The organism is Streptomyces sp. NPDC002463, from assembly GCF_042889835.1.
GTDB lineage: Bacteria > Actinomycetota > Actinomycetes > Streptomycetales > Streptomycetaceae > Streptomyces > Streptomyces nymphaeiformis.
The window spans coordinates 102,477-125,174 of sequence record NZ_JBIARL010000017.1; the positions used below are offsets into that span (position 1 = coordinate 102,477).

General features: G+C 70.8%; 18 protein-coding genes and 1 pseudogene. 7 read left to right on the top strand and 12 right to left on the bottom strand.

Going from position 1 to position 22,698, the window contains the following annotated elements:
• Positions 1-60: 60 nt before the first annotated feature.
• Positions 61-1,809 (top strand): cellulase family glycosylhydrolase, encoded by a 1,749-nt coding sequence (locus ACFYX3_RS30410; protein ID WP_389020221.1) that lies wholly within the window; start codon positions 61-63, stop codon positions 1,807-1,809.
• A 54-nt stretch (positions 1,810-1,863) separates the two neighbouring features.
• Here the strand turns inward: ACFYX3_RS30410 and ACFYX3_RS30415 are convergent, their stop codons facing one another.
• Both ACFYX3_RS30415 and ACFYX3_RS30420 read right to left on the bottom strand, forming a co-directional pair.
• Positions 1,864-2,385 carry a universal stress protein gene (locus tag ACFYX3_RS30415; protein WP_389019999.1) on the bottom strand — a complete coding sequence of 174 codons (522 nt, stop codon included), beginning with the start codon at positions 2,383-2,385 and terminating at the stop codon, positions 1,864-1,866.
• A 4-nt stretch (positions 2,386-2,389) separates the two neighbouring features.
• Complete coding sequence (locus ACFYX3_RS30420; RefSeq protein WP_389020002.1) at positions 2,390-3,685, bottom strand: SLC13 family permease; 1,296 nt, start codon at positions 3,683-3,685, stop codon at positions 2,390-2,392.
• Between the two features lie 226 nt (positions 3,686-3,911).
• Here ACFYX3_RS30420 and ACFYX3_RS30425 point away from each other — a divergent pair, with 226 nt between their 5' ends.
• The 3 genes from ACFYX3_RS30425 (at position 3,912) to ACFYX3_RS30435 (ending at position 8,223) form a co-directional block, all read left to right on the top strand.
• Positions 3,912-6,080, top strand: a complete 2,169-nt coding sequence (locus ACFYX3_RS30425; protein WP_389020005.1) for a glycoside hydrolase family 9 protein — start codon at positions 3,912-3,914, stop codon at positions 6,078-6,080.
• Between the two features lie 78 nt (positions 6,081-6,158).
• Positions 6,159-7,499, top strand: coding sequence for a jacalin-like lectin (locus ACFYX3_RS30430; RefSeq protein ID WP_389020008.1), 1,341 nt, complete (start codon positions 6,159-6,161; stop codon positions 7,497-7,499).
• Positions 7,500-7,737: 238 nt separating this feature from the next.
• A complete protein-coding gene (locus ACFYX3_RS30435) occupies positions 7,738-8,223 on the top strand; it encodes a hypothetical protein (RefSeq protein WP_389020011.1) in 486 nt (161 codons plus the stop codon).
• Between the two features lie 42 nt (positions 8,224-8,265).
• Here ACFYX3_RS30435 and ACFYX3_RS30440 read toward each other — a convergent pair.
• The 10 genes and pseudogenes from ACFYX3_RS30440 to ACFYX3_RS30485 all read right to left on the bottom strand — a co-directional run.
• Positions 8,266-10,044, bottom strand: a pseudogene (locus ACFYX3_RS30440) (alpha-L-fucosidase); the annotation flags it as partial.
• Between the two features lie 89 nt (positions 10,045-10,133).
• The gene (locus ACFYX3_RS30445) at positions 10,134-10,796 is read right to left on the bottom strand and encodes a lactate utilization protein C (protein WP_389020014.1); all 663 of its coding nucleotides are present in this window, start codon (positions 10,794-10,796) and stop codon (positions 10,134-10,136) included.
• Positions 10,793-12,307 (bottom strand): LutB/LldF family L-lactate oxidation iron-sulfur protein, encoded by a 1,515-nt coding sequence (locus ACFYX3_RS30450; RefSeq protein WP_389020017.1) that lies wholly within the window; start codon positions 12,305-12,307, stop codon positions 10,793-10,795. Before ACFYX3_RS30450 ends, ACFYX3_RS30445 begins: the two co-directional genes overlap by 4 nt.
• Positions 12,304-13,044 carry a (Fe-S)-binding protein gene (locus ACFYX3_RS30455; RefSeq protein ID WP_389020020.1) on the bottom strand — a complete coding sequence of 247 codons (741 nt, stop codon included), beginning with the start codon at positions 13,042-13,044 and terminating at the stop codon, positions 12,304-12,306. Before ACFYX3_RS30455 ends, ACFYX3_RS30450 begins: the two co-directional genes overlap by 4 nt.
• Complete coding sequence (locus tag ACFYX3_RS30460) at positions 13,035-13,943, bottom strand: amidohydrolase family protein (protein WP_389020023.1); 909 nt, start codon at positions 13,941-13,943, stop codon at positions 13,035-13,037. The genes ACFYX3_RS30455 and ACFYX3_RS30460 overlap by 10 nt, the downstream gene beginning before the upstream one ends.
• Positions 13,940-14,251: an L-rhamnose mutarotase gene (locus ACFYX3_RS30465; RefSeq protein WP_389020026.1), complete on the bottom strand. Its 312-nt coding sequence runs from the start codon at positions 14,249-14,251 to the stop codon at positions 13,940-13,942. Before ACFYX3_RS30465 ends, ACFYX3_RS30460 begins: the two co-directional genes overlap by 4 nt.
• The gene (locus ACFYX3_RS30470; protein ID WP_389020030.1) at positions 14,248-15,276 is read right to left on the bottom strand and encodes an aldo/keto reductase; all 1,029 of its coding nucleotides are present in this window, start codon (positions 15,274-15,276) and stop codon (positions 14,248-14,250) included. The genes ACFYX3_RS30465 and ACFYX3_RS30470 overlap by 4 nt, the downstream gene beginning before the upstream one ends.
• Positions 15,273-16,046 carry an SDR family NAD(P)-dependent oxidoreductase gene (locus ACFYX3_RS30475; RefSeq protein ID WP_389020033.1) on the bottom strand — a complete coding sequence of 258 codons (774 nt, stop codon included), beginning with the start codon at positions 16,044-16,046 and terminating at the stop codon, positions 15,273-15,275. The genes ACFYX3_RS30470 and ACFYX3_RS30475 overlap by 4 nt, the downstream gene beginning before the upstream one ends.
• Positions 16,043-17,380, bottom strand: a complete 1,338-nt coding sequence (locus tag ACFYX3_RS30480) for an L-fuconate dehydratase (RefSeq protein ID WP_389020036.1) — start codon at positions 17,378-17,380, stop codon at positions 16,043-16,045. Before ACFYX3_RS30480 ends, ACFYX3_RS30475 begins: the two co-directional genes overlap by 4 nt.
• 14 nt (positions 17,381-17,394) lie before the next feature.
• Complete coding sequence (locus ACFYX3_RS30485; protein WP_389020039.1) at positions 17,395-18,246, bottom strand: fumarylacetoacetate hydrolase family protein; 852 nt, start codon at positions 18,244-18,246, stop codon at positions 17,395-17,397.
• Positions 18,247-18,783: 537 nt separating this feature from the next.
• Between ACFYX3_RS30485 and ACFYX3_RS30490 the strand changes: the two genes are divergently transcribed.
• The 3 genes from ACFYX3_RS30490 (at position 18,784) to ACFYX3_RS30500 (ending at position 22,617) form a co-directional block, all read left to right on the top strand.
• The gene (locus ACFYX3_RS30490) at positions 18,784-19,827 is read left to right on the top strand and encodes a sugar ABC transporter substrate-binding protein (protein WP_389020042.1); all 1,044 of its coding nucleotides are present in this window, start codon (positions 18,784-18,786) and stop codon (positions 19,825-19,827) included.
• Between the two features lie 136 nt (positions 19,828-19,963).
• The gene (locus ACFYX3_RS30495; RefSeq protein WP_389020045.1) at positions 19,964-21,571 is read left to right on the top strand and encodes a sugar ABC transporter ATP-binding protein; all 1,608 of its coding nucleotides are present in this window, start codon (positions 19,964-19,966) and stop codon (positions 21,569-21,571) included.
• 2 nt (positions 21,572-21,573) lie between these two features.
• Positions 21,574-22,617, top strand: coding sequence for an ABC transporter permease (locus ACFYX3_RS30500; RefSeq protein ID WP_389020048.1), 1,044 nt, complete (start codon positions 21,574-21,576; stop codon positions 22,615-22,617).
• The last annotated feature ends 81 nt before the right edge of the window (positions 22,618-22,698 follow it).

The window sequence follows — 22,698 nt, forward strand, 5'->3', positions numbered from 1 at the left end:
CCCGACCACCACGTCGACCATCCTCCGCACGACCGACCGAAAGTGACACACGTGAACGAAATGCAGCAACCGTTCGCCCACCACCGCAGTCGCGGCCCCGGACGCCTGGCCCCCCTGCTCCTGGCAGTGGTCGTCATGCTGGGGCTGTCCGGCTTCACGGCCTTCGCGGCGCCCGGCGGCGGCAAGGTTTCGTCGGGGCCGGCCGTCGTGGTCCCGGCCTCCGCCATGGACGCCGTCGCGGCGATGCAGCCGAGCTGGAACCTGGGCAACACCCTGGACGCCATCCCCGGCGAGACGTCCTGGGGCAACCCGCCTGCCTCCAGGGAACTGCTGGCTGCCATCCACACCCAGGGCTACCGCAGCGTGCGCATACCGGTGACCTGGACCGACCACCAGTCGGCCACCGCGCCCTACACCGTCGACGCCACGTACATGGCCCGCGTCAAGCAGGTCGTCGACTGGGCGCTGGCCGAGGGCCTGTACGTCGTGCTCAACGTGCACCACGACTCGTGGCAGTGGATCTCGAAGATGTCCACCGACCACGACCGGGTGCTGGCCCGGTACAACTCCTCCTGGACACAGATCGCCGCCACGTTCCGGGACGAGCCGCGCACCCTGCTCTACGAGAGCGTCAACGAGCCGCAGTTCGACGACATCACGGACGCGCAGAAGACCGAGTTCCTGAACGAGCTGAACCTCTCCTTCCACAGGATCGTCCGCGCCTCGGGCGGCGGTAACGCGGACCGCCTGCTGGTTCTGCCCACGCAGTTCTGCACGCCCTCCCAACCCCTCATGGACGACCTGTACGCCACGATCCGCGGCCTGAACGACGGCAATCTGGTCGCCACCGTGCACTACTACAGCTACTACCCGTTCAGCGTGAACGTCGCGGGCGGAACCCACTACGACGACGCCGCACGGAAGGACCTGGACGACGCCTTCGCCCGTATGCACGACACGTTCGTCGCCAAGGGCATCCCCGTCTACCTCGGCGAGTACGGACTGCTCAGCTGGCCCGACCACAACCACCCGTCCCGCATCGAGCGCGGCGAGGCACTGAAGTACATCGAGCACCTCGGGTACAAGGCGCGCGTCGCCGGCGTCACCACCGCACTGTGGGACCCCTTCGCCTACCTCGACCGAGCCACCCTGCAGTGGCGGGACCCCGCCCTGTTCGACTGGATCAAGTCGAGCTGGACCACCCGCTCCGGCACCGCCTCCTTCGACAAGGTCTACGTACGCAAGTCGAGCCCCGTCACCGCCCAGACGCTCACCCTGAACCGGAACGGCACGAGCTTCCAGGGCCTGTGGCAGGGCGGCACCAAGCTGGCCCACGGCCGGGACTACACGCTGTCCGGCGATCAACTGACCCTCACGACCGGCGCGCTGACCCGGCTGGCCGGTGATCGCACCTACGGGGTGAGGGCGACGCTCCAGGCCCGGTTCTCCAGCGGGCTGCCCTGGCAGATCGACGTGGTCAGCCAGGACCCCCCGGTGCTGTCGAACACCACGGGCAAGACGGCCGGGTTCACCGTCCCCACGCAGTTCCGCGGTGACCAGCTGGCGACCGTGCACGCCACCTACGTCGACGGCACCAACGCAGGCCAGACCAGCTGGACCCCGTACCAGGAGTTCAACAAGGCCTTCTCGCCGGACTACCCGGGCGGCGGGATCATCCTCACCCCCGAGTTCCTGAACGCGCTCCGCGACGGCGAACAGGCGACGCTGACCTTCCACTTCTACAGCGGCGCCACGTTCACCTACCGGGTGACCAGGTCGGGCACCTCGGTGACCGGAACCACCCCCTGACCGAAGTCCGCCTCGCCCCGGCTGCCGGAACCCGGCGGCCGGGGCCTTCGTGCGTCAGGGGATCTGATGAGCGGGAGGCGGCGGCATGGTGGGCAGCCCCGGCGGCGGTTCGGGCCATACGAGCAGCACCGGGCAGGGGGCGTGGTCCACGACGAAGCGCGCTGCCGGACCGAGACTGTGCGGTCCGAGGTGGGTGCGGTCGCCGTCCCTTGCCAGGATCAGCAGGTCGCTGCCCTCGGCTTCGGCGACGACCTCCCGTTCGACACGCCCGGTGCGCTCGGTACGGGTGCAGGGGCGGTCCAGGCGGTCGGCGGCGTCGTGGAGCAGCTGCTGTGCGGAGGCGGCGGCGAGGTGTTCCAGGCGCGTGCCGGGGTCCCTCCCCCAGCCTTCGGCCGGGCGGTTCCCCGCGGGGTGGCCCCGCCCGAGGAGTCCGGCGAAGGCACCGTGGGCCGCGCCCGGTACGTCGGCCGGGGTGACGTGCAGCAGGACGATGTCGGCGTCCGGCGGGGTGTGTGCGCGGGCGGCGTCCACGCAGGCGCGCCAGGTGCCCTCGACGATCCAGACGACCACGGCCATGGGGTCAGCCTCCTCCGATGACGGTCAGGGAAAGCCACAGTGCCAGTACGGCGACTGCCAGGCTCGCGGGGACCGCGTACACGCCGAGCCGGGTGAACTCCTTGAGTTCCACCTCGCTGTCGTGGGCGTGGACGATGCGTCTCCACAGCAGAGTGGCCAGCGAGCCGGCGTAGGTGAGGTTGGGTCCGATGTTGACGCCGAGCAGGACGGCGAGAACGGCGCCGGGCCCCGAAGGGGCGGTCAGCGGCAGCAGCACGAGGACCGCCGGCAGGTTGTTGATGACGTTCGCGAGGACGGCGGCCAGCCCGGCGAGGGCAAGCAGTTCCGGCAGCCCCGTACCCTCGGGGATCACGTGCCCCAGCGCGTCGTCGAGACCGTTGTCCACCACGGCCAGGACCACGATCCCGAGGGCCAGGACGAAGGCGAGGAAGGGCACGGAGGCGGCACGCACCAGCGCCCGGGGCGTGGTGCGGCGCCGGATCAGGGCCCGGACGGCGAGGGCCAGCGCGCCTGCCAGGGCGGCCCAGGCCGGGTCGATCCCGATCACCGACGTCAGCACGAAGCCGGCCAGCGTGCATCCCACGGTCACCAGGGCGAACAGCGGCAGCGGCGGCTGCTCGGCCTCCACGGGGGCCTGGGCTCCGGCGTCCAGGTCGGTGGCGAAGAAGCGCCGGAAGACCAGGTACTCGACGCCGATCGCCGCCGCCCACGGCAGGGCCATCAACGCGGCGAACCGGGTGAAGGTGAGCCCGCTCGCCGTGAAGGCCAGCAGGTTGGTGAGGTTGGACACGGGCAGCAGCAGGGAGGCCGTGTTCGACAGGTGGGTGCAGGCGTACACGTGCGGTTTGGGGCGGGCGCCGATCCGGGCCGCGGTGGCGAACACCACCGGGGTCAGCAGCACGACGGTGGCGTCCAGGCTGAGCACGGCGGTGATCGCCGACGCGGCCAGGAACACCTGGGCGAGCAGCCGGCGCGGCCGGCCCGCCGCCGTACGCGCCATCCACGCCCCGCACGCCTGGAACAGCCCTTCGTCGTCGCAGAGCTGAGCCAGCACCAGGACGGCGGCCAGGAAGCCGATCACCGGTCCGAGCCGTTCCGCCTCGGCCAGGGCGTCGTCGAGGGAGATGGCCCCGGTGGCCACCACGAGGGCGGCGGCCGGGACGGCCACGACCGCCTCCGGCCATCCGAAGGGACGGATGACCGCGCAGGCCAGCACGAGGACGAGCAGGGCCGCGGACAGCGTCTCCGCGAGCTGGGGGTTCAGGTTCCGGTCCTTCCGTAGCGGCGGCGAGGCGTCCATGCAGTCGCCCCGAACGCTACCCCTCGGGACCTCGCACTCCGCGATGCGCCGCGGGTCGGCCGGCTTGTGTCTCCGTTGCCGCGTCCGTTGACGGTGGCGAGCCCGCGTCACTACTGTGCGCTCCAGATCCCGACCCGTCGACCAGTGTTCGACACTTCACAATGGGAGCGCTCCCAATACAGACCTACCGACGGATCGAACCCGTCGAGAAGGAGATGTGATTGGCATGCCCACTTCATCGCGATGGCGCGGGCGAGGACGCTCGTTACGCCTCTCCGCCTCCCTCCTGACGGCGACGCTCCTCCTGGGCGGCCTCGCGATCGCACCGGCCGCCGCGGGCGTCCCCACCACCGTGGTGGCGACCACGGCTGTACGGGTCAACCAGGTCGGTTACCTGCCGGACGGCCCCAAGCGCGCCACCGTCGTCACCACCGCCACGCAGGCGCTCGCCTGGCAGCTGCGGAACGCGTCCGGGACCGTGGTCGCCTCCGGCTCGACCATCCCGCGCGGCGCCGACACTCCCTCGGGGCAGTCGGTCCAGGTGGCCGACTTCTCCTCGTACCGGAGCACCGGCTCGGGATACGTCCTGGCGGTGGACGGCAGCGACAGCGCACCCTTCGACATCCGCGCGGACCTCTACGACGCCCTGCGTTCCGACTCCATGGCGTTCTTCCACCACCAACGCAGCGGCATCGCCATCGACGCCTCGCTCGTGGGCACCGCGTACGCCCGCCCGGCCGGCCACCTCGGGGTCGCGCCCAACCAGGGCGACACGTCCGTCCCGTGCCAGGCCGGCGTGTGCGACTACGCCCAGGACGTCAGGGGCGGCTGGTACGACGCGGGTGACCACGGCAAGTACGTGGTGAACGGGGGCATCTCCACCTGGCTGGTCGTCAACTCCTTCGAGCGGGCCGAGCGGGCGGGCAAGGACGCGGCGCTCGGCGACTCGACCCTGCGCGTCCCCGAGCGCGGCAACGGCATACCGGACGTCCTGGACGAGGCGCGCTGGGAGCTCGACTTCCTCATGCGGATGCAGGTGCCCGAGGGCAAGTCGTACGCCGGCATGGCCTTCCACAAGGTCCATGACGCGGCCTGGACCGGCATGCCCATGCGCCCCGACCAGGATGCGCAGCCCCGCGAACTGCACCGCCCGTCCACGGCGGCGACCCTCAACCTCGCAGCGGCCGCGGCCCAATGCGCCCGGGTCTTCCGCCCGTACGACTCCGCCTTCGCCGACCGCTGCCTGTCGGCCGCCCGCCGGGCCTGGACGGCGGCGCAGGCCAACCCGGCCCTGTACGCACCGGCCTCGGACAGCACGGGCGGCGGTGCCTACGAGGACACGCAGGTCACCGACGAGTTCTACTGGGCGGCCGCCGAGCTGTACGCGACGACCGGCGAGAGCACCTACCGGGACGCGGTCACCTCCTCGCCCTGGCACACCTCCGCCGACGCCCTCGGCCCGTACGGCTTCGGCTGGGCAGACACGGCCGCGCTCGGCCGGCTCACCCTGGCCACGGTGCCCAACGGGCTGCCCGCCACCGACCTGGCTCGCGTCCGCGCCTCGGTGGTGTCGGCCGCGGACGGCCACCTGTCCCGCATGGCCGCCCAGGGCTACGCGGTGCCGGCTCCTGCGGACGGCTACTTCTGGGGCTCCAACAGCGAGGTCGCCGACAACGCGATCGTCATGGCCGTCGCCGGGGAGCTGACGGGCGAGGGACGCTACCGGGCCGGCGCGCTGGAGGCGATGGACTACCTGCTCGGCCGCAACGCCCTCGGCCGGTCCTACGTGACCGGCTACGGAGAGACGTCCTCGCAGAACCAGCACCACCGTTTCTGGGCACACCAGTTGGACGCCTCGCTGCCCCACCCGCCGGCGGGCTCGCTCGCGGGCGGCCCCAACAGCGGCCTCCAGGACCCGGTAGCGCAGGAGAAGCTGACCGGCTGCGCCCCCTCGGCCTGCTACATCGACGACATCGGCTCCTACTCGACCAACGAGGTGGCGATCAACTGGAACGCCCCGCTGGCATGGCTCGCCGCCTATGTCGCCGAGCGGACCACCACCGGCGGCGAACCGCCCACCGCCGCCTGTGCGGTGACGTACGCCGTGAACGACATCTGGAGCACCGGCTTCACCGCGACCGTCACCGTCAAGAACACCGGCCCGGCCGCCGTCGACGGCTGGCAGGTGACCTGGACCTACCCGGGCGGGCAGCGCGTCACGAGCGCCTGGAACGCCACCGTCACCCAGAACGGCATCGCCGTCAACGCCCGCAACGCCGACTGGAACAGATCGATCGCCCCGGGTGCGACCGCAAGTTTCGGAGTCCAGGGAACGCACAGCGGGACCAATCCCCCGCCCACCGTCTTCGCTCTCGACGGGAACACCTGCGCCTGATCCGCTGCCGGCCGGGCCCGGGCGGACGCTGCCGCCCGAGCCCGGCCGGCGCCACACCACTGTCACCAGGAGAAACCCATGCGCCGGCTCCTCGTCCACCTGACAGCCGCGGCAGCCGTACTCGCCGGACTCACCGCGACGGCGCCACCGGCCACGGCCGCCGACTCGGGCACGTTCAGCGTGCTCACGTACAACGTGGCCGGGCTACCCGAGGGCCTCTCCAGCGCCCCGACGCCACGCGAACCCGCCACAACGGAGCTCGGCAGGCGGATCGCGCCGTACGACATCGTCCACGTCCAGGAGGACTTCAACTACCACGCCCGTCTGTACGCAGCCGACACCACCCATCCGTACCGCACCCCCACCAGCGGTGGGGCGGGCATCGGCAGCGGCCTGAACACCCTGTCGAAGTCCCTGTACGACGTCGACGACTTCGAGCGGGTCCGCTGGAACTCCTGCCAGTACGACTCCGGCGACTGCCTGACTCCCAAGGGCTTCACGTTCGCCCGGCAGCGCCTCGCCGAGGGCGTCTACATCGACTTCTACAACCTCCACACCAACGCGGGCACGAACGCCGGGGACCTGTCGGCACGCTCCGACAACCTGAACCAACTCACCGCCTTCATCGAGACCCACTCGGCCGGCAACGCGGTCGTCGTCATGGGCGACACCAATACCCGCTACACGCGCACCGGCGACACCATCGCCGAGTTCGCCACCGCCAACGGCCTGACCGACGCCTGGGTCGAGCTCATCCGCGGCGGCACCCCGCCCGCGAAGGGCAGCGACGCCCTGGTGTGCGATCAGTCCCTGCCGACCGTGCCCAACACCTGCGAGGTCGTCGACAAGATCCTGTACCGCGGCAGCACACTCGTTTCCCTGGACGCCACCTCGTACGCCAACCAGCACGCCGGGTTCCTCACCGGCGACGGGCTCATGCTCTCCGACCACGACCCCATCGCGGTCGGCTTCTCCTGGTCGCGCAACCCTGCCTTCCAGCTGAGCGAGCAGTTCGGCGGACCGCACGGCGACCCCTTCAACGACATCGACCGCGTCCCCGCCGGTGCCCGCGCCACCACCATCGCCCTCCGTGCCGGCTCCCGCATCGACCGGCTGAGCATCACCCTGGACAACGGCACGGCACTCGCCCACGGCGGCAGTGGAGGCACCGCGGCCGCCCTCACGCTCGGCAGCGGCGAATACGTGACCACCGCCCACCTGTGCCGGGCCCAGAAGGACGGCCGCACCCGGATCTTCCATGCCAGATTCACCACCAACCTCGGCCGCACCCTGGCCGGCGGCACGCCGACCCCCGACTGCGTCGCCCACACCGCTCCCCCGGGCCGGCAGATCACCGGCTTCCACGGGCGCTCGGGCGACGAGGTCGACAAGATCGGCTTCATCTACACCCAACGCTGACACGGCAACCTTCTGCCCGTCGGCGGCAACCGACAGGAGACACGAGCTCGGTCTTCCGGAACGGATGAGCAACGAGAAAGCAGCACGGCCCACAGCACCGCCGACGCCGTCTTCGGCTGACTGTGGGGGTGCCGGCGGCGCTGATCGCCTCGGGCGTTCTCGCCTACGGCGCGGCCTTCGGGACCTTCGGTGACCGTGATGATCGACGTCCGTCACGACTCCTGGCAGTGGGCCGGGCATGGTGTCCACCGAGCACGACGCGGCCCTGTCCCGCTTCAACGCGACCTGGGCCCAGATCGCCACCGCCTTACGGAACGAGCCCGCCCAGCTCGTCTTCGAGAGCGTCGACGAGCCGCAGTTCGACAACGCCGACAACGCGCGCAAGGCCGAGCTGCTCAACGAGCTGAACAGGTCCTTCCACAAGGTCACGACCGTCCTGTGGGACAACGGCTCCTTCTACGACCGGGGCCGGCTCCGGTGGAAGGACGCCGGGCTGTTCGGACAGATCAGGTCGAGCTGGACGACACGCTCGGCCACCGCCTCCTCGGACGACGTCTTCGTACCCGCGTCCGGCCCCGTCAAGGACCGCACCCTCACCCGGCTGGCCGGCAATCGGGCCTACGGAGTCAGGGCAACGCTCCAGGCCGAGTTCTCGCGGGGCGACAGGCTGGCGACGATGAAGGCCGAGTACGCCGACGGCAGCAGCGCCGGCAGGACGTCCTGAGCAGCCGGGGTGGTGTGCTCACGGCACACCACCCCGGGGCGCTCAGCCGATCTTGGTCAGGTTCCAGTTCTGGGCGGGGCCGCCGTTGGCGGACCACTGGACGACCGGGTTTCCGTCCCCGCTCGCGTAGGCGTTGTCCAGCACCTTTCCGGAGTGCCGGTTGGTGAGCCGGAACGCGTCCCTGCCCAGCGCGGTGATCGCCCACTGCTGCCCCTGACCGCCGCTGTCGGTGCGCTGCACCGTCACCGCGCCGTCGGAGGTACTGCCGTTGTCGTCGAGGGCCTTGCCGCTGCGGACGCAGAGCAGCTTGTAGTAGCCGTGTCCCAGGTCGGTGACAGTCCACTGCTGCGCGGTGCCTCCGTTGGGGGTCCACTGGATGACCTGGCCGCCCTCGGTGGTGGTGTTGGCGTTGTCGAGGGCCTTGCCGTTCTGGGCGCTGACCAGCCGGTAGACGCCGCCTGCGAGGACCGCCGGCATGCCACTGACCTCCACGCAGACCACGGAGTCGTTCGGGTCGGGCGCCGTGGACGGCACGCTGACATTGATCTGGCCGCCGCTGACCGTGTAGGAGAGCGAAACCGAGGGGTTGTTCATCAAGTAGACGCGGCTGATCGTGTTGTGGACCGCCGGGATCTGCAGGGTGCCGCCCGTCGGCCACGTGAAGACGTGGGCGAAGAGCTTGCCGTTCTTCTTGGTGATCCTGCCCCAGGACGGCTCGTCGGCGAAGGGGCTGCCGCTGGTGCCGTGGACGCTGTCGGCGTGGACGGCCGTCCAGGAGGCGAGCCCGCCCAGCACCGTGGTCGCTCCGGCGGTCACGGTGCCGTCGCCCTTGGGGCCGATGTTGAGCAGGTAGTTGCCGTCCCGGGAGACGACCGTGACCATCTCCTGGACGATGTCCTTCACAGACCTGTAGCTGTTCTCGGCCCAGTCGGTGTAGCCCCACTGGCCGTTCATGGTGGCGCAGGTCTCCCACGGCCGGTCCATCGGGCGGGCGGGCACGGTCTGCTCCGGGCAGGCGAAGTCGCCCAGACCGAGGTCGCGCTTGACGCGTTCGTTGACGACGAGTCCGGGCTTGCGGACCGTCAGCCAGCGGTAGAGGTCCTCGCCGTCGGTCTTGGTCCACCAGTCGGCGAGCGTGGGGCTGGACGGGTTGCCGCACCAGTCGCCGTCGAACCACAGGACGGCGGGGTCGTAGCGGTCGAGCAGTTCCTGCAGCTGGGCCTTCATGTCGTTGATGTAGGCGGTGCGGGCGGTCTGCGACGACATGTCGGAGTAGAGGGTGTTCCGGTTGATGGTCTGGGAGGGGTGGCTCCAGTCCAGGATCGAGTAGTAGAGCCCGAACCTGACACCCCGCTTCTCGCACTCGGTCTTCAGCTGGGCCAGCAGGTCGGGCTGGTGGCCGTTGTAGTCGTGCAGGTTGTACTGCTTGGTGCCGGTGGCGTCGGTGAAGCCCGCGACGTCGGAGTCCCACATCGCGTAGCCCTCGTGGTGCTTGGCGGTGATCACGAGGTACTTCATTCCGGCGTTCTTGGCCAGTTCGGCGATGGTGGCGGCGTTGAAGCCGACCGGATCGAACGGGGTGGTCACCTGGGCCTGGTAGTCGGCCTTGTTCCAGTTCTCGCTGGAGAACGCCCACTCGCCGTGGCCGCGGTAGGAGTAGGACCCGAAGTGGACGAACATGCCGAACCTGGCCTGGTACCACCAGTCCAGCTTCGAGGGGACGGCGTAGGCCTGGGCGGTGGCGGGCCACAGGACCTGCGGCAGACCGAACGCCACCGCACCGCCGGCGAGGGCGGCTGCCTTGATCAGGGAGCGCCGGCTGAGGGGGAGGAGGACATCGTTCGACTCCTTGAGTGTGGGGGAAGGGAGGGCGGAACGTGTTCGGACGTCGGATGGGTGTATCGGTCTGTTCAGTGAGTGACGGGGCGCGGCGCGGGGCGCTCCGGCTCGACCACGACGATGTCCAGGGTCCGGGGCCCGTGCACGCCCTCGACACGGTCCAGCTCGATGTCGCTGGTGGCCGAGGGGCCGGAGATGAGCGTGAGCGGCCTGCGGGGGTCGAGCCGGCTCAGCGCCTCTGGCACGTCGGGGACGATCTGGTCCGCCCGGACCACGCAGACGTGCTGGTCCGGCAGCAAGGTGAGGGCCCTGCGCCCCTGACCGGGCCTGTGGTCGAGGATCACGGTGCCGGTGACGGCGATCGCGGTGACGACCGTGGTCACCACGGCGTCCACCCTGTCGAGTTGTCCCGTCGTCAGCGGCGGAGCGTCTTCCAGCCGCGACCAAGGCCCCTCCGGGACCAGGTCCTCGGGAAGGCCGGGTGGCACCACCAGGGACCGTGCTCCGGTACGGGCCAGCGCGTGTGCCACGGCCGCCGCCGCGTCGGCCGCCGGAACTCGGACCACCGTGGCGCGGTACTCGGCTGCACGCTCGGCGAACAGCCCGACGACGTCCGGCCCCGCATGGTCGGCACGTCGAGTGGCCGGGAGCGGTAGGTCGCCGGGGTTCTCCGATCCGGGCACACCTGCCAGGGCTCCCCGCACCGCGTCCAGGATGGTCTCGCGGCCGTTCATCGTCGTCCCTTCCTCTCCGCCGTCGCAGGGCTGTCCTCATGGGTGGGTGTTCTGGTCCGGCGCCACCAGGCACGGAGCGTCTCCCGGGGTGGCAGGGGCGTGTCACGACTGTCGGACCAACGGGCGAGCGGACCCGGCAGGGCGCCGATCCGGCCGTTGCGGGCCACGAGCCGGGCCCCGAAGGCGGCGAGCTTCTGGGCCGTTGCCAGTCGTCGCGGGGAGGACATGACGGCGCCCGCGGCCTTCATGGCGAGCGCCTCGGTGGTGGGCAGGAGTCTGTTCCGTCGCCCCGCCTCCACGACCTCCGCGCGCAGATGGACCAGCACCTCGGGAATATCGATCTTCACGGGGCAGGCCTCGTAGCAGGCGCCGCAGAGGGTCGAGGCGAAGGGCAGGGAGGCCGCCCCGCTTTTGATGTCACCGTCGATGCCGACGAGCTGCGGGGTCAGTACGGCCCCGATCGGGCCGGGGTAGACGGATCCGTAGGCGTGACCGCCGGTGCGCTCGTACACCGGGCAGACGTTCAGGCACGCCGAGCAGCGGATGCAGGCGAGGGCCTGGCGGCCCACCTCGTCGGCCAGCGTCGCGGTGCGGCCGTTGTCGAGGAGGACCAGATGGAAGTTCTGTGGGCCGTCGCCCTCGGTGATGCCGCTCCAGAGGGAGGTGTACGGGTTCATGCGCTCGCCCGTCGACGAGCGGGGCAGGAGCTGGAGGAAGACCTCCAGGTCGGCGAAGGACGGCAGGACCTTCTCGATGCCCATCACGGTGATCAGCGTCTCGGGCAGGGTCAGGCACATCCGCCCGTTGCCCTCCGACTCCACCACCACGACCGTTCCGGTGTCGGCGGCGGCGAAGTTGGCGCCCGAGACCGCCACCTTGGCCCGCAGGAACTTCTCCCGCAGATGGAGCCGGGCCGCCTCGGCGAGGTCGCGGGGATCGTCGGAGAGCCCTTCGGGAGCCGGTCTTCCCCACTCCCCCATCTCCCGCTGGAAGATCTCCCGGATCTCGGAGCGATTGCGGTGGATGGCCGGCACCAGGATGTGTGAGGGGCGGTCGCGGCCCAACTGCACGATGAGTTCGGCGAGATCGGTCTCGTAGGCGCGTATGCCGGCATCGGCGAGCGCCTCGTTGAGGCCGATCTCCTGGGTCGCCATCGACTTGACCTTGACGACCTCGCCCGCGCCGGTCGCCCGCACCAGCTCGGTGACGATGCGGTTGGCCTCGGCGGCGTCCGCCGCCCAGTGGACCACTCCGCCCGCGGCGGTCACCGCCTCCTCCAGGCGGAGGAGATGGTGGTCGAGGTGGCGCAGGGTGTGGCGTTTGACGGCTGCGGCCGTCTCCCGCAGTTCCTCCCAGTCGTCCAGTTCGGCGGCGACGGCCAGCCGCTTGTCCCGGATGGTGCCGGTCGCCCTGCGCAGGTTCGCCCGCAGTTGGGTGTCCCCGAGCGCGGTACGCGCCGCCTGCGGGAAGGCCGGCGTGCCCAGCCATACGACGTTGTCCGCGCCGCTCACCGTACGTCCCCTTCCGTGGAGGCCAGGATCTCGGCCAGGTGCATCGTGCCGACGCCGGTACGGAGGCGGGACAGGCCGCCGCCGATGTGCGTCAGACAGGAGTTGTCGCCCGCGCACAGGAACTCGGCCCCGGTGCCGAGGACATGGCGCATCTTGTCGGCGAGCATGGCGTTGGACACCTCCGCGTTCTTCAGCGCGAAAGTGCCGCCGAAGCCGCAGCAGGACTCGGCGGCGGGCAGTTCGACGAGGTCGATGCCCTTCACCGCGCGCAGCAGCGTGAGCGGCCGGTCACCGACGCGGAGCATGCGCAGCGAGTGGCAGGTCGGGTGGTAGGTGACGCGGTGCGGGAAGTACGCGCCGACGTCGGTGACGCCGAGGACGTCGACGAGAAGCTCCGACAGCTCGTACACCGTCGGTGCCACTCGCTCGACCGCCTCGGTGAGGGCGGCGTCCCCGTACTGGGCGGCGACCACCCGATGGTGGTCGCGCACCATGCCCGCGCAGGACCCGGAGGGAGCGACCACGGCGTCGTAGCCCGCGAACACCTCGGCGAAGCGGCGCACCATGGGCAGGGTCTCGGGCCGGTAGCCGGTGTTGAAGTGCATCTGGCCACAGCACGTCTGGCCTGGCGGAAACTCCACGGTGTGGCCGAGGCGTTCGAGCAGTGAAGTCACCGCCTGGCCGGTGCGGGGGAACATCGTGTCGTTGAAGCACGTGATGAAAAGGGCTATGCGCATGGGGTGTCCTGGGGCGGGACCGGGGGTGTCATGACGGTCAGGCCGTAGGTCCGCACGGCCGTGCCGGTGAAGACGTCACGGCGCTCGGCCGGGCTGAGCTCGGCGGTCACGGCGCCGGCGACGGCGACGACTTCGGCGTAGGTGGCGGCGAGTCGGCAGACGGGCCAGTCGGAGCCGAACATCAGCCGCCCGGGTCCGAAGGCGTCCAGGACGGTGTCGGCGTACGGCCTCAGGTCATCGACCGTCCAGGAGCCCCAGTCGGCCTCGGTGACCATGCCCGAGAGTTTGCAGACGGTGTTGGGAAGGGCGGCGAGGCGTCGGATCTGCTCCGCCCAGGGGACGAGCTCGCCGGACGCGATGGGCGGTTTGCCGAGGTGGTCGAGGACGAAGGTGAGGCCGGGCACCCGCTGCGCGGCCTCGACGGTGGCGGCGAGTTGGGAGGGCTTCACCACGAGGTCGTAGGCCAGTCCCGCTTCGGCGATCGCGGTCAGGCCGCGCAGTGCGTCCGGGCGCAGGAGCCAGCGGGGGTCCGGCTCGCTCTGCACCTGGTGGCGCATTCCCACCAGGTGCTTCCCACCGAGGCCTGCCCGCAGCCCGGCGAGGGTGTCGGCGACGTCGGGTGCGGTCAGGTCGGTCCAGCCGACGACCCCGGCGACCAGGTCGCTGCGCGCGGCCAGGGCCAGGAATTCCGGGGTCTCTTCCGGCACCGTGATCGTCTGCACCAGCACGGTGGCTCCGACGCCGGCCGCGCGGGCCTCGGGCGTCAGGTCGGCGAGGGAGAAGTTCCGGCGCAGCGGGGCGAGTTCGGGTCCGGTGATCCAGTCCTGGTCGCGGACGGACAGGTCCCACACGTGGTGGTGGGCGTCCACGATTCCCGGCCCGTGGTCCGGCCCGGTCACAGCTCCCACACCACCGGCAGCGAGGCGTCGGCGCCCTGTGCGGAGTAGTCGTGGACGACGTCGAGGAGTTCGGCCATCCGCGCCTGCCAGGCGATGTTGACCGGCAGCTTCTCGAGTGCGGCGATCATCGCCTGGTAGTCCTGGACCTCCAGTACGTGGAACAGGTCGGTGCCGCTGCGCCAGATCGTCCACTCGCTCACCCCCGCGGCTCGGATGGCGGCGGTCAGCTCTTCGGGCACCTGCCGGTGCGCGGCGTCGTACTCCTCGATGCGGTCGGCGCGGACTCTGGTGTGCAGGGCGACCTTCATGACGGCTCCTTCGGCGACGGGGTTTCCCCTACGGGTGCGGTGACGGGGACGGGGGTTCCCGGGTCCAGCAGGCCCTCGGCGCGCAGCTCGTCCCACAGGGCGTCCGGGATCGGGCGCCGCAGTCGCTCCACGGTGTCGCGCACCTCCTCGGGGGAACGGGCACCGGTCAGGACACTCGCCACGGTCGGGTGGCCGAACGGGAAGCGCAGCGCGGCGGCACGCAACGGCACGCCGTGGCGCTCGGTGACCGCAAGGAGTCGCAGTGCCCGGTCGAGCACCGGCTGCGGAACCGGCGCGTAGTCGTAGGTGGTGCCCGGCCGGGGGGCGGTCAACAGCCCGGAGTTGAACACTCCGCCGATGACGACGCTGCGGCCGCGGGCGGCCGCCTCCGGGAGCAGTTCGCTGAGCCCGTCCTGTTCCAGGAGGGTGTAACGGCCGGCCAGGAGCACCACGTCGATGTCGGTCTCGCGGAGGAAGCGGGCGGGCAGGGCGGACTGGTTCATGCCGATGCCGATGGCCCCGACCACACCTTCGCCACGCAGCCGCTCCAGCGCCGGATACGCCTCGCGCAGCGCCTGCTCGGCGTGGTCGTCCGGGTCGTGCAGCAGGGCGATGTCGACGCGGTCGAGGCCGAGGCGTTTCAGGCTCGCCTCGAGGGAGCGCAGCACTCCGTCGGCGCTGAAGTCCCAGACCCGGCGGTGGGTGGCCGGGACGGCGAAGCCGTGGGCGAGGTCGTCCCCGGTGCTGCCCGGCGGGCTCGGGACGAGGAGCCGGCCCACCTTCGTGGAGACGGCGTAGGTGTCGCGGGGGCGGTCGCGCAGGGCGGCACCGAGCCGGCGTTCCGACAGGCCGAGTCCGTAGTGCGGGGCGGTGTCGAAGGTGCGGACGCCGGCGTCCCAGGCCGCGTCCACCGTGGCGTGGGCGGCCTCGTCGGTGACCGGGTGGTACAGGTTGCCGAGGGCGGCGCAGCCCAGGGCGAGCTCCGAGACCGGTACCGCGCTGCTGCCCAGCTCCGTGGTCCTCACGACTGGGCCGCCGGCCGCAGCCGCAGTCCCTGCATGCCGCCGTCCACCGCGAGCGCGGTGCCGGTGACGGAGGCCGCGGCCGGACCGGCCAGGTAGACGATGGCGGCCGCCACCTCGTCGGCGGTCACCAGACGGCCCATGGGCTGGCGGGCGTTGAGCGCGGCCCGTTCGGCGTCGGGGTCGTCGGCGGCGTCGAGCAGCCGGGCCACCCACGGGGTGTCGGCGGTGCCGGGGTTGACGCAGTTGACGCGGATGCCGTCACCGACGTGGTCGGCGGCCATGGCCAGGGTGAGGGACAGCACGGCGCCCTTGCTGGCGGAGTACAGGGCGCGCTGCGGCAGTCCGGCGGTGGCCGCGATGGAGCAGGTGTTGACCACGGACGCGGTGCCCGGACGGGCGATGGCAGCGCAACGCAGGTGGGGCAGGGCGGCGCGGGTGGTGCGGACCATGCCGAGGACGTTGACGTCCAGGACGCGGTGCCACTGCTCGTCGGGGTTGTCCTCGACGGTGCCGGCAGCACCGATGCCCGCGTTGTTGACGAGGATGTCGATGCCGCCGAGCTGCGCGGCCGCCTCCGCCACGGCGGCGCGTACGGAGGCGTCGTCGCTCACGTCGGCCTTGAGGCCGAGCAGCGGTTCCCGTACGCCTTCCGGATCGAGGTCGAGTACGGCGACGGCCGCGCCCCGCACCGCCAGAGCGCGGGCCGTGGCGAGCCCGATGCCGGACGCGCCGCCCGTGACGAGAGCCTTGAGGCCGGTCAGTTCGGTCATGCCATCTCCTCCTGCGCGGCGCGGTCGGCCACCCAGAACGTGCCGTCCGGGTAGAGGTACTCGGCGATGGACTCCGCGCGCATGGTGGCGGAGAAGCCGGGGGCGAGCGGCGCGGTGTAGTGGCCGTCCCGGATCACCACCGGCTCGACGAAGTGCTGGTGGAGGTGATCGACGTACTCGATGACGCGGTTCTCGGTGGTTCCGGAGAGGGCCAGGTAGTCGAACATCGACAGGTGCTGCACCAGCTCGCACAGCCCCACTCCGCCGGCGTGCGGGCACACCGGCACCCCGAACTTCGCGGCGAGCAGCAGGATCGCGAGGTTCTCGTTCACCCCGCCGACCCGCGCCGCATCGATCTGGAGGACATCGATGGCGCCGGCCTGGAGCAGCTGCTTGAAGACGATCCGGTTCTGCACGTGCTCGCCGGTGGCCACCTGCACAGGAGCGACGGCCTGCCGTACGGCCGCGTGGCCGAGGACGTCGTCGGGGCTGGTGGGCTCCTCGATCCAGTGCGGGTCGAACTCGGCGAGCGCGTTGGTCCACCTGATCGCCTCGGCCACGTTCCACCGCTGGTTGGCGTCGATGGCGATGCGGATGCCGTCGCCGACGGCGGCACGGGCGGCACGCAGCCGCCGGACGTCGTCGCTCAGGTCGGCGCCGACCTTGAGCTTGATCTGCGTGAAGCCGTCGGCCACGGCCTGCTTGGCCAGCCGGGTGAGCTTTTCGTCGGTGTAGCCGAGCCACCCCGGGGAGGTGGTGTAGCCGGGGTATCCGCGCTCCAGCAGGGTCGCCTCACGTTCCGCGAGGCCCGTGCGGCCCTCACGGAGGAGCGTGAGGGCGTCCTCGGGGGTGAGGGCGTCGGCGATGTAACGGAAGTCGACCTGGGAGACCAGCCACTCCGGCGAGGCATCGGCGAGCAGCCGCCACAGCGGCTTGCCCTCCCGCTTGGCCGCCAGGTCCCACACGGCGTTGACCACGGCGCCGATCGCCATGTGCATCACGCCCTTCTCGGGGCCGAGCCAGCGCAGCTGACTGTCGCCGACCAGTGCCCGGCTGACCGATCCCGGATCTGCGCACAGCTCCGACACGGAGCGGCCCATGACATGGGGCCGCAGTGCGTCGATGGCGGCGACCTGGACGTCGTTGCCACGTCCGATGGTGAAGGTGAAGCCGTGTCCTTCGTGGCCGTCGCCGGCATCGGTGCGCAGGACGACATAGGCGGCGGAGTAGTCGGGATCCGGGTTCATCGCGTCGGAGCCGTCCAGTTCCCGCGAGGTGGGGAAGCGGACGTCGTATGTGTCGACGGCGGTGATCCGAGCGGAGGTCTCAGTCAAGGTGGTGCTGCCTTTCACGCTGGGGCGAAGGTCTGGCGCTGGCTGCCGAGGCCGTCGATGGAGAGCTCGACCGTGTCGCCGGGGCGCAGGAAGGGAGTACCGGGGAGGCCCAGAGCCACGCCCGCGGGCGTACCGGTGTTGATCACGTCGCCCGGCTCCAGGACCATGTACTGGCTCAGGTACCACACGATGTGGTCGACCGAGAAGATCATGTCGCTGGTGTGACCGTCCTGCCGCTCGGCGCCGTTGACGCTCAGGTGCAGTCCGAGGTCCTGCGGGTCGCCGGCCTCGTCGGCGGTGACCAGCCACGGGCCGAGCGGGTTGAAGGTCTCGCACGATTTGCCCAGGTCCCACTGGAGCGAGTACTCCAGCTGGAATTCCCGCTCCGACACGTCGTGGCTGATCGTGTACCCGGCGATCACGGCCCGCGCGGCGTCCGGTCCGTCCAGGTAGCGCGCCCGGCGGCCGATGACGATCGCGAGTTCGACCTCCCAGTCGGTCTTCACGGATCCACGGGGGACCAGCACCTCGTCGTACGGGCCGACGACCGTGCCCGGGTCCTTCATGAACACCACCGGTCGCGCGGGAATCGCAGCGCCGGTCTCGGCGGCGTGATCGCGGTAGTTCAGTCCGATGCAGACGATCTTGCCGGGGCGGGTGACGGGCGCCCCGATCCGCAGCCCGTCGCTGTCCAGTTCGGGCAGCTCGCCCGCCGAGACCGCTGCGCGGGCCCGGTCGATCCCTCCGGAGGCGAGGAAGGCACCGTCGATGTCTCGGGTCACGGAGGACAGGTCGAGGAGCCGGCCGTCGTCGGCGCGTACCGCGGGCCGCTCTTCACCTGGGGATCCGACTCGTAGCAGTTTCACCGGGCAACTCCCTTGCCGAGTGTCGGTTTCGTCTTTGGGGTCGGGCTGTACGGGCCGGGCGGCCTGAGGTGCGCCGGTCCGGGCCGCCGCCAGGGCTCCGGTCATCCGCCTGGTCAGTCATCGGATGTATCGCGGGCCACAGCGAACATAGACGCAGAGATCGTCACTGACAATGGATTCCTCGGATGTATTTCCCCGCCGTCATGTGTCGACGCTCCCCAAGGGCAGCTCTTCCCGAGTCGCCCCCGCCACCCCGCCCAAGGCATCGCCTTTCACCCACAGTCGGGGACATCGAGCCCGGTCAGACGGCATCCGGTGATACCGCGACGCCTCCGGCGCGATGACCCGGTACATCAAGCCAGGTCCGCACTCTTGTCAACCTCGGCAACGTCGTCGTAACGTCCCGTCCGAGATACATCGGAGGAATGGCTGGATCACTCGGTGCGCTCGTCCAGCGCCTCCGCCGTCTTCCGTACGGCGCGTACGCCCCCCCTCCCACCGTCGCCCCGCGCCCCTGGCTAAGGAGAGAACACGGCCATGAAGCCCACTCGCACCCGCTCCACCGCCGCAGCCGCCACCGCCGTCCTCGCCGTGCTGGCCCTCGCCACCGCGTGCAACCGCGAGAGTCCGGGATCGGCCGGGGCCGGGGCCGCCATCGGCATCGACCTGCCCCGCTCCGACTCCGACTTCTGGAACTCCTACGCGCAGTACCTGAAGACCGGGATCAAGACCGACGGCGTCAACGCCCTGCCGCTGAGCAACTCGCAGAACGACGTCACCAAGCTGGTGGCGAACGTGCAGGTGTTCCAGAACACGGGCGCCAAGGCCGTCGTCATGGCACCCCAGGACACCGGTGCGATCGCCTCCACCCTGGAGACCCTCGCGTCGAAGAAGATCCCGGTGGTCAGCGTCGACACCCGACCCGACAAGGGCTCTGTCTACATGGTCGTCCGAGCCGACAACAGGGCGTACGGCACCAAGGCGTGCGAGTTCCTCGGCAAGCAGCTGGGTGGCCAGGGCAAGGTCGCCGAGTTCCAGGGCACCCTTGACTCCATCAACGGTCGCGACCGCTCCGAGGCGTTCGCGGAGTGCATGAAGACGAAGTTCCCGAAGATCGAGGTCTTCGAGCTGCCCACCGACTGGAAGGGCGACGTGGCCTCCGCCAAGCTGCAGAGCCTGCTCGCGCAGCATCCGGACCTGAACGGCATCTACATGCAGGCGGGCGGTGTCTTCCTCCAGCCCACTCTTGCCCTCCTCGAGCAGAAGGGCCTGCTCAAGCCCGCCGGGCAGAAGGGCCACATCAGCATCGTCTCCAACGACGGCATCCCGCAGGAGTTCGACGCCATCCGCAAGGGCCAGATCGACGCCACCATCTCCCAGCCCGCCGACCTCTACGCCAGGTATGCGCTGCACTACGCCAAGGCCGCCGCCGAGGGCAAGACCTTCCAGCCGGGTGCGACCGACCACGACTCCACCATCGTCAAGCTGCCCAACGGCCTGGAGGACCAGCTCCCCGCTCCGCTGGTCACCAAGGACAACGTCGACGACAAGACCCTGTGGGGCAACAACATCAGCCGATGACCGGCGGGCCCCCGCCCCCGCGCGGTCGGGAACGTACCAACCCCGGTCCCCCGATCGCGGCCTCTCCCCGCAGCCCCGGGCGCACACCCGCGCACCCCGGCGCCCCAGCCTCCGCACACGAAGGACGGTATCCACCATGGCGGACACCCCGACCGCCCCGGCGACCGGCCCCGGCACCCCGGCCCCCGTGGCCGAGGCGACCGGCATCGGCAAACGGTTCGGCGCGACCGTCGCGCTGCGCGACGCCCGCATCACCATCGCCCCGGGCGAGTCGCACGCCCTGGTCGGACGCAACGGCGCCGGCAAGTCGACGCTCGTCTCCATCCTCACCGGCCTTCAGCAGCCCGACACCGGAGCGCTGCGCTTCTCGGGCGAGCCGGCCCCCGCCTTCGGCGACATCGACGCCTGGCGCGCCCGCGTCGCATGCGTCTACCAGCGCTCCACGATCATCGGTGACCTCACCGTCGCCGAGAACCTCTTCCTGAACCGGCAGAGCGGCGGCTCGCTGCGTCCCATCCGCTGGAAGCAGCTGCGCCACCGCGCCGAGGAGCTCCTCGGCGAGTACGGCGTGGAGGTCGACCCCGCTGCCCGGGCGAAAGACCTCACCGTCGAGCAGCGACAGTTCGTGGAGATCGCCCGGGCCCTGTCGTTCGGCGCCCGCTTCATCATCCTCGACGAGCCGACCGCGAAGCTCGACGGCCGGGGCATCGCCCGCCTCTTCGGCAAACTCCGCGACCTCCAGCGCCAGGGTGTCGCCTTCCTCTTCATCTCCCACCACCTGCAAGAGGTGTACGACCTCTGCACCACGGTCACGGTCTACCGCGACGCGGCCCACATCCTCACCGCGCCCGTCGCCGGGCTCGGCCACGCGGCGCTGGTGGAGGCCATGACCGGCGAGTCCGCCTCCACGGTCGTCGCCGGCCGCCCCCCGGCCACCCGGACCGACTCGACGGAACTGCTGACGCTCGACGGCCTGACGCTGCCCGGCGCCTGCGAGGACATCTCCCTCTCCGTACGCTCCGGCGAGGTGGTCGGGCTCGCCGGCGCCACAGCCAGCGGCAACGTGCAGGTGGGTGAGGCGGTCGCCGGTCTGCACCGCGCCGAGGCCGGCCGGATCTCGGTCGGCGGCAGAACCGTACGCACCGGCAGCGTGCCGTCCGCGCTCACCGCCGGCGTCGGGCTGGTCCCCGAGGACCGCCACCACCAGGGCCTGGTCGGCAACCGCAGCGTGGCGGAGAACGCGACGCTCACCGTCACCGACCAGCTCGGCCCGTTCGGCATCGTGTTGCCCGCCCGTACCAGGGCCTTCGCACAGCGCGTGATCCGGGACCTCGACATCAAGACTCCCGCAGCCGCCACCCCGGTCTCCGCCCTCTCGGGCGGCAACCAGCAGAAGGTCGTAATCGCCCGGGCCCTGGCCACCGATCCGCACGTGCTCGTGGCCATCCGCCCCACCAACGGTGTGGACGTCAGATCCAAGGAGTTCCTGCTGGGCAGGATCCGGCAGGTCGCGGACGACGGCAAGGCCGCGCTGATCGTCTCCGACGAACTGGACGACCTCAAGGTCTGCGACCGGGTCGTCGTCATGTTCCACGGGCGGGTCGTGGCCGAGTTCGACCACGGATGGAGGGACGAGGACGTCGTCGCCGCCATCGAGGGCGTCGCCGGCGACCCGGCTCCCGCCACCACGTCTCCCACAGCCGTCATCCCCGCCTCATCCGGCGCGGACGAGCACGGAAGGTAGTCATGCCCGCCACCACAGATCTCACCGAGCCCGCACCGAGGACGGCGACGCCGGCCGCGGCCGACACCGCCCGCCGCCGGGTCGGTCTCGGGCACCTCCGTGAACTGTCGCTGGTCCCAGCGATCCTCGTCCTGGGCCTGATCGGGTTCATCGTCTCGCCGGCCTTCCTCACCGCCGACAACCTGATCGGTGTGGCCCAGCAGTCCACCGAACTGAGCCTGCTGGTGCTCGCCACGACCTTCGTCCTGATCGCCGGCCGGATGGACCTGTCGCTGGAGTCCACCATCGGCGTGGCCCCCGTCATCGCCGTGTGGTTGATCCTGCCCACCACGGGTGGCCGGTTCACCGGACTCGGCCTCTTCCCCGAGTGGACGGCCGTCCCGCTCTGCCTGCTGGTCGGGGCGCTGATCGGAGCCGTCAACGGCTTCCTCATCCTCAAGCTGCGCCTCAACGGCTTCATCGTCACCCTCGGCGCGCTGACCATGCTCCGCGGACTGCAAGTCGCCCTCTCCGAAGGCCAGTCCATCGTCGAGCTGCCCTCGTCCTTCACCTACCTGGGCAGGGCGTCCTGGCTCGGCGTGCCCGCCGCCATCTGGGTGTGCGCGCTGCTCTTCGCGATCGGCGGGAGTGCGCTGGCCTGGCTCCGGCACGGCCGGGCACTGTACGCGATCGGCGGCAACGCCGAGGCCGCCCGCACCGCGGGCATCCGCGTCGACCGCGTCGTGTGGGTCGTCCTCGTCCTCGGCAGCGTCCTCGCCGCGTTCGCCGGTATACTTTACAGCGGGCACTACGGCTCCATCTCCGCCACACAGGGCAGCGGCTGGATCTTCCAGGTCTTCGCCGCGACCGTCATCGGCGGAGTCAGCCTCAACGGCGGCAAGGGTTCTGTTTTCGGCGCCCTCACCGGCGTCCTCACCCTCCAGCTCGTCGTCAACGTCATGACGCTGGCGGGCGTACCACCCCTGTGGAACCAGTTCCTCAATGGCGCCATCATCATCGTCGCCCTGATCATCTCCCGGTTCGCGTCCGGCGAGAAGCAGGAGTAGCCCCGTCCCGCAAGCGGCTCCGCAGACCCCGATCCGGGACCGGCGGAGCCACCGCCCCGCACATACCCGGCACTGAGAGGC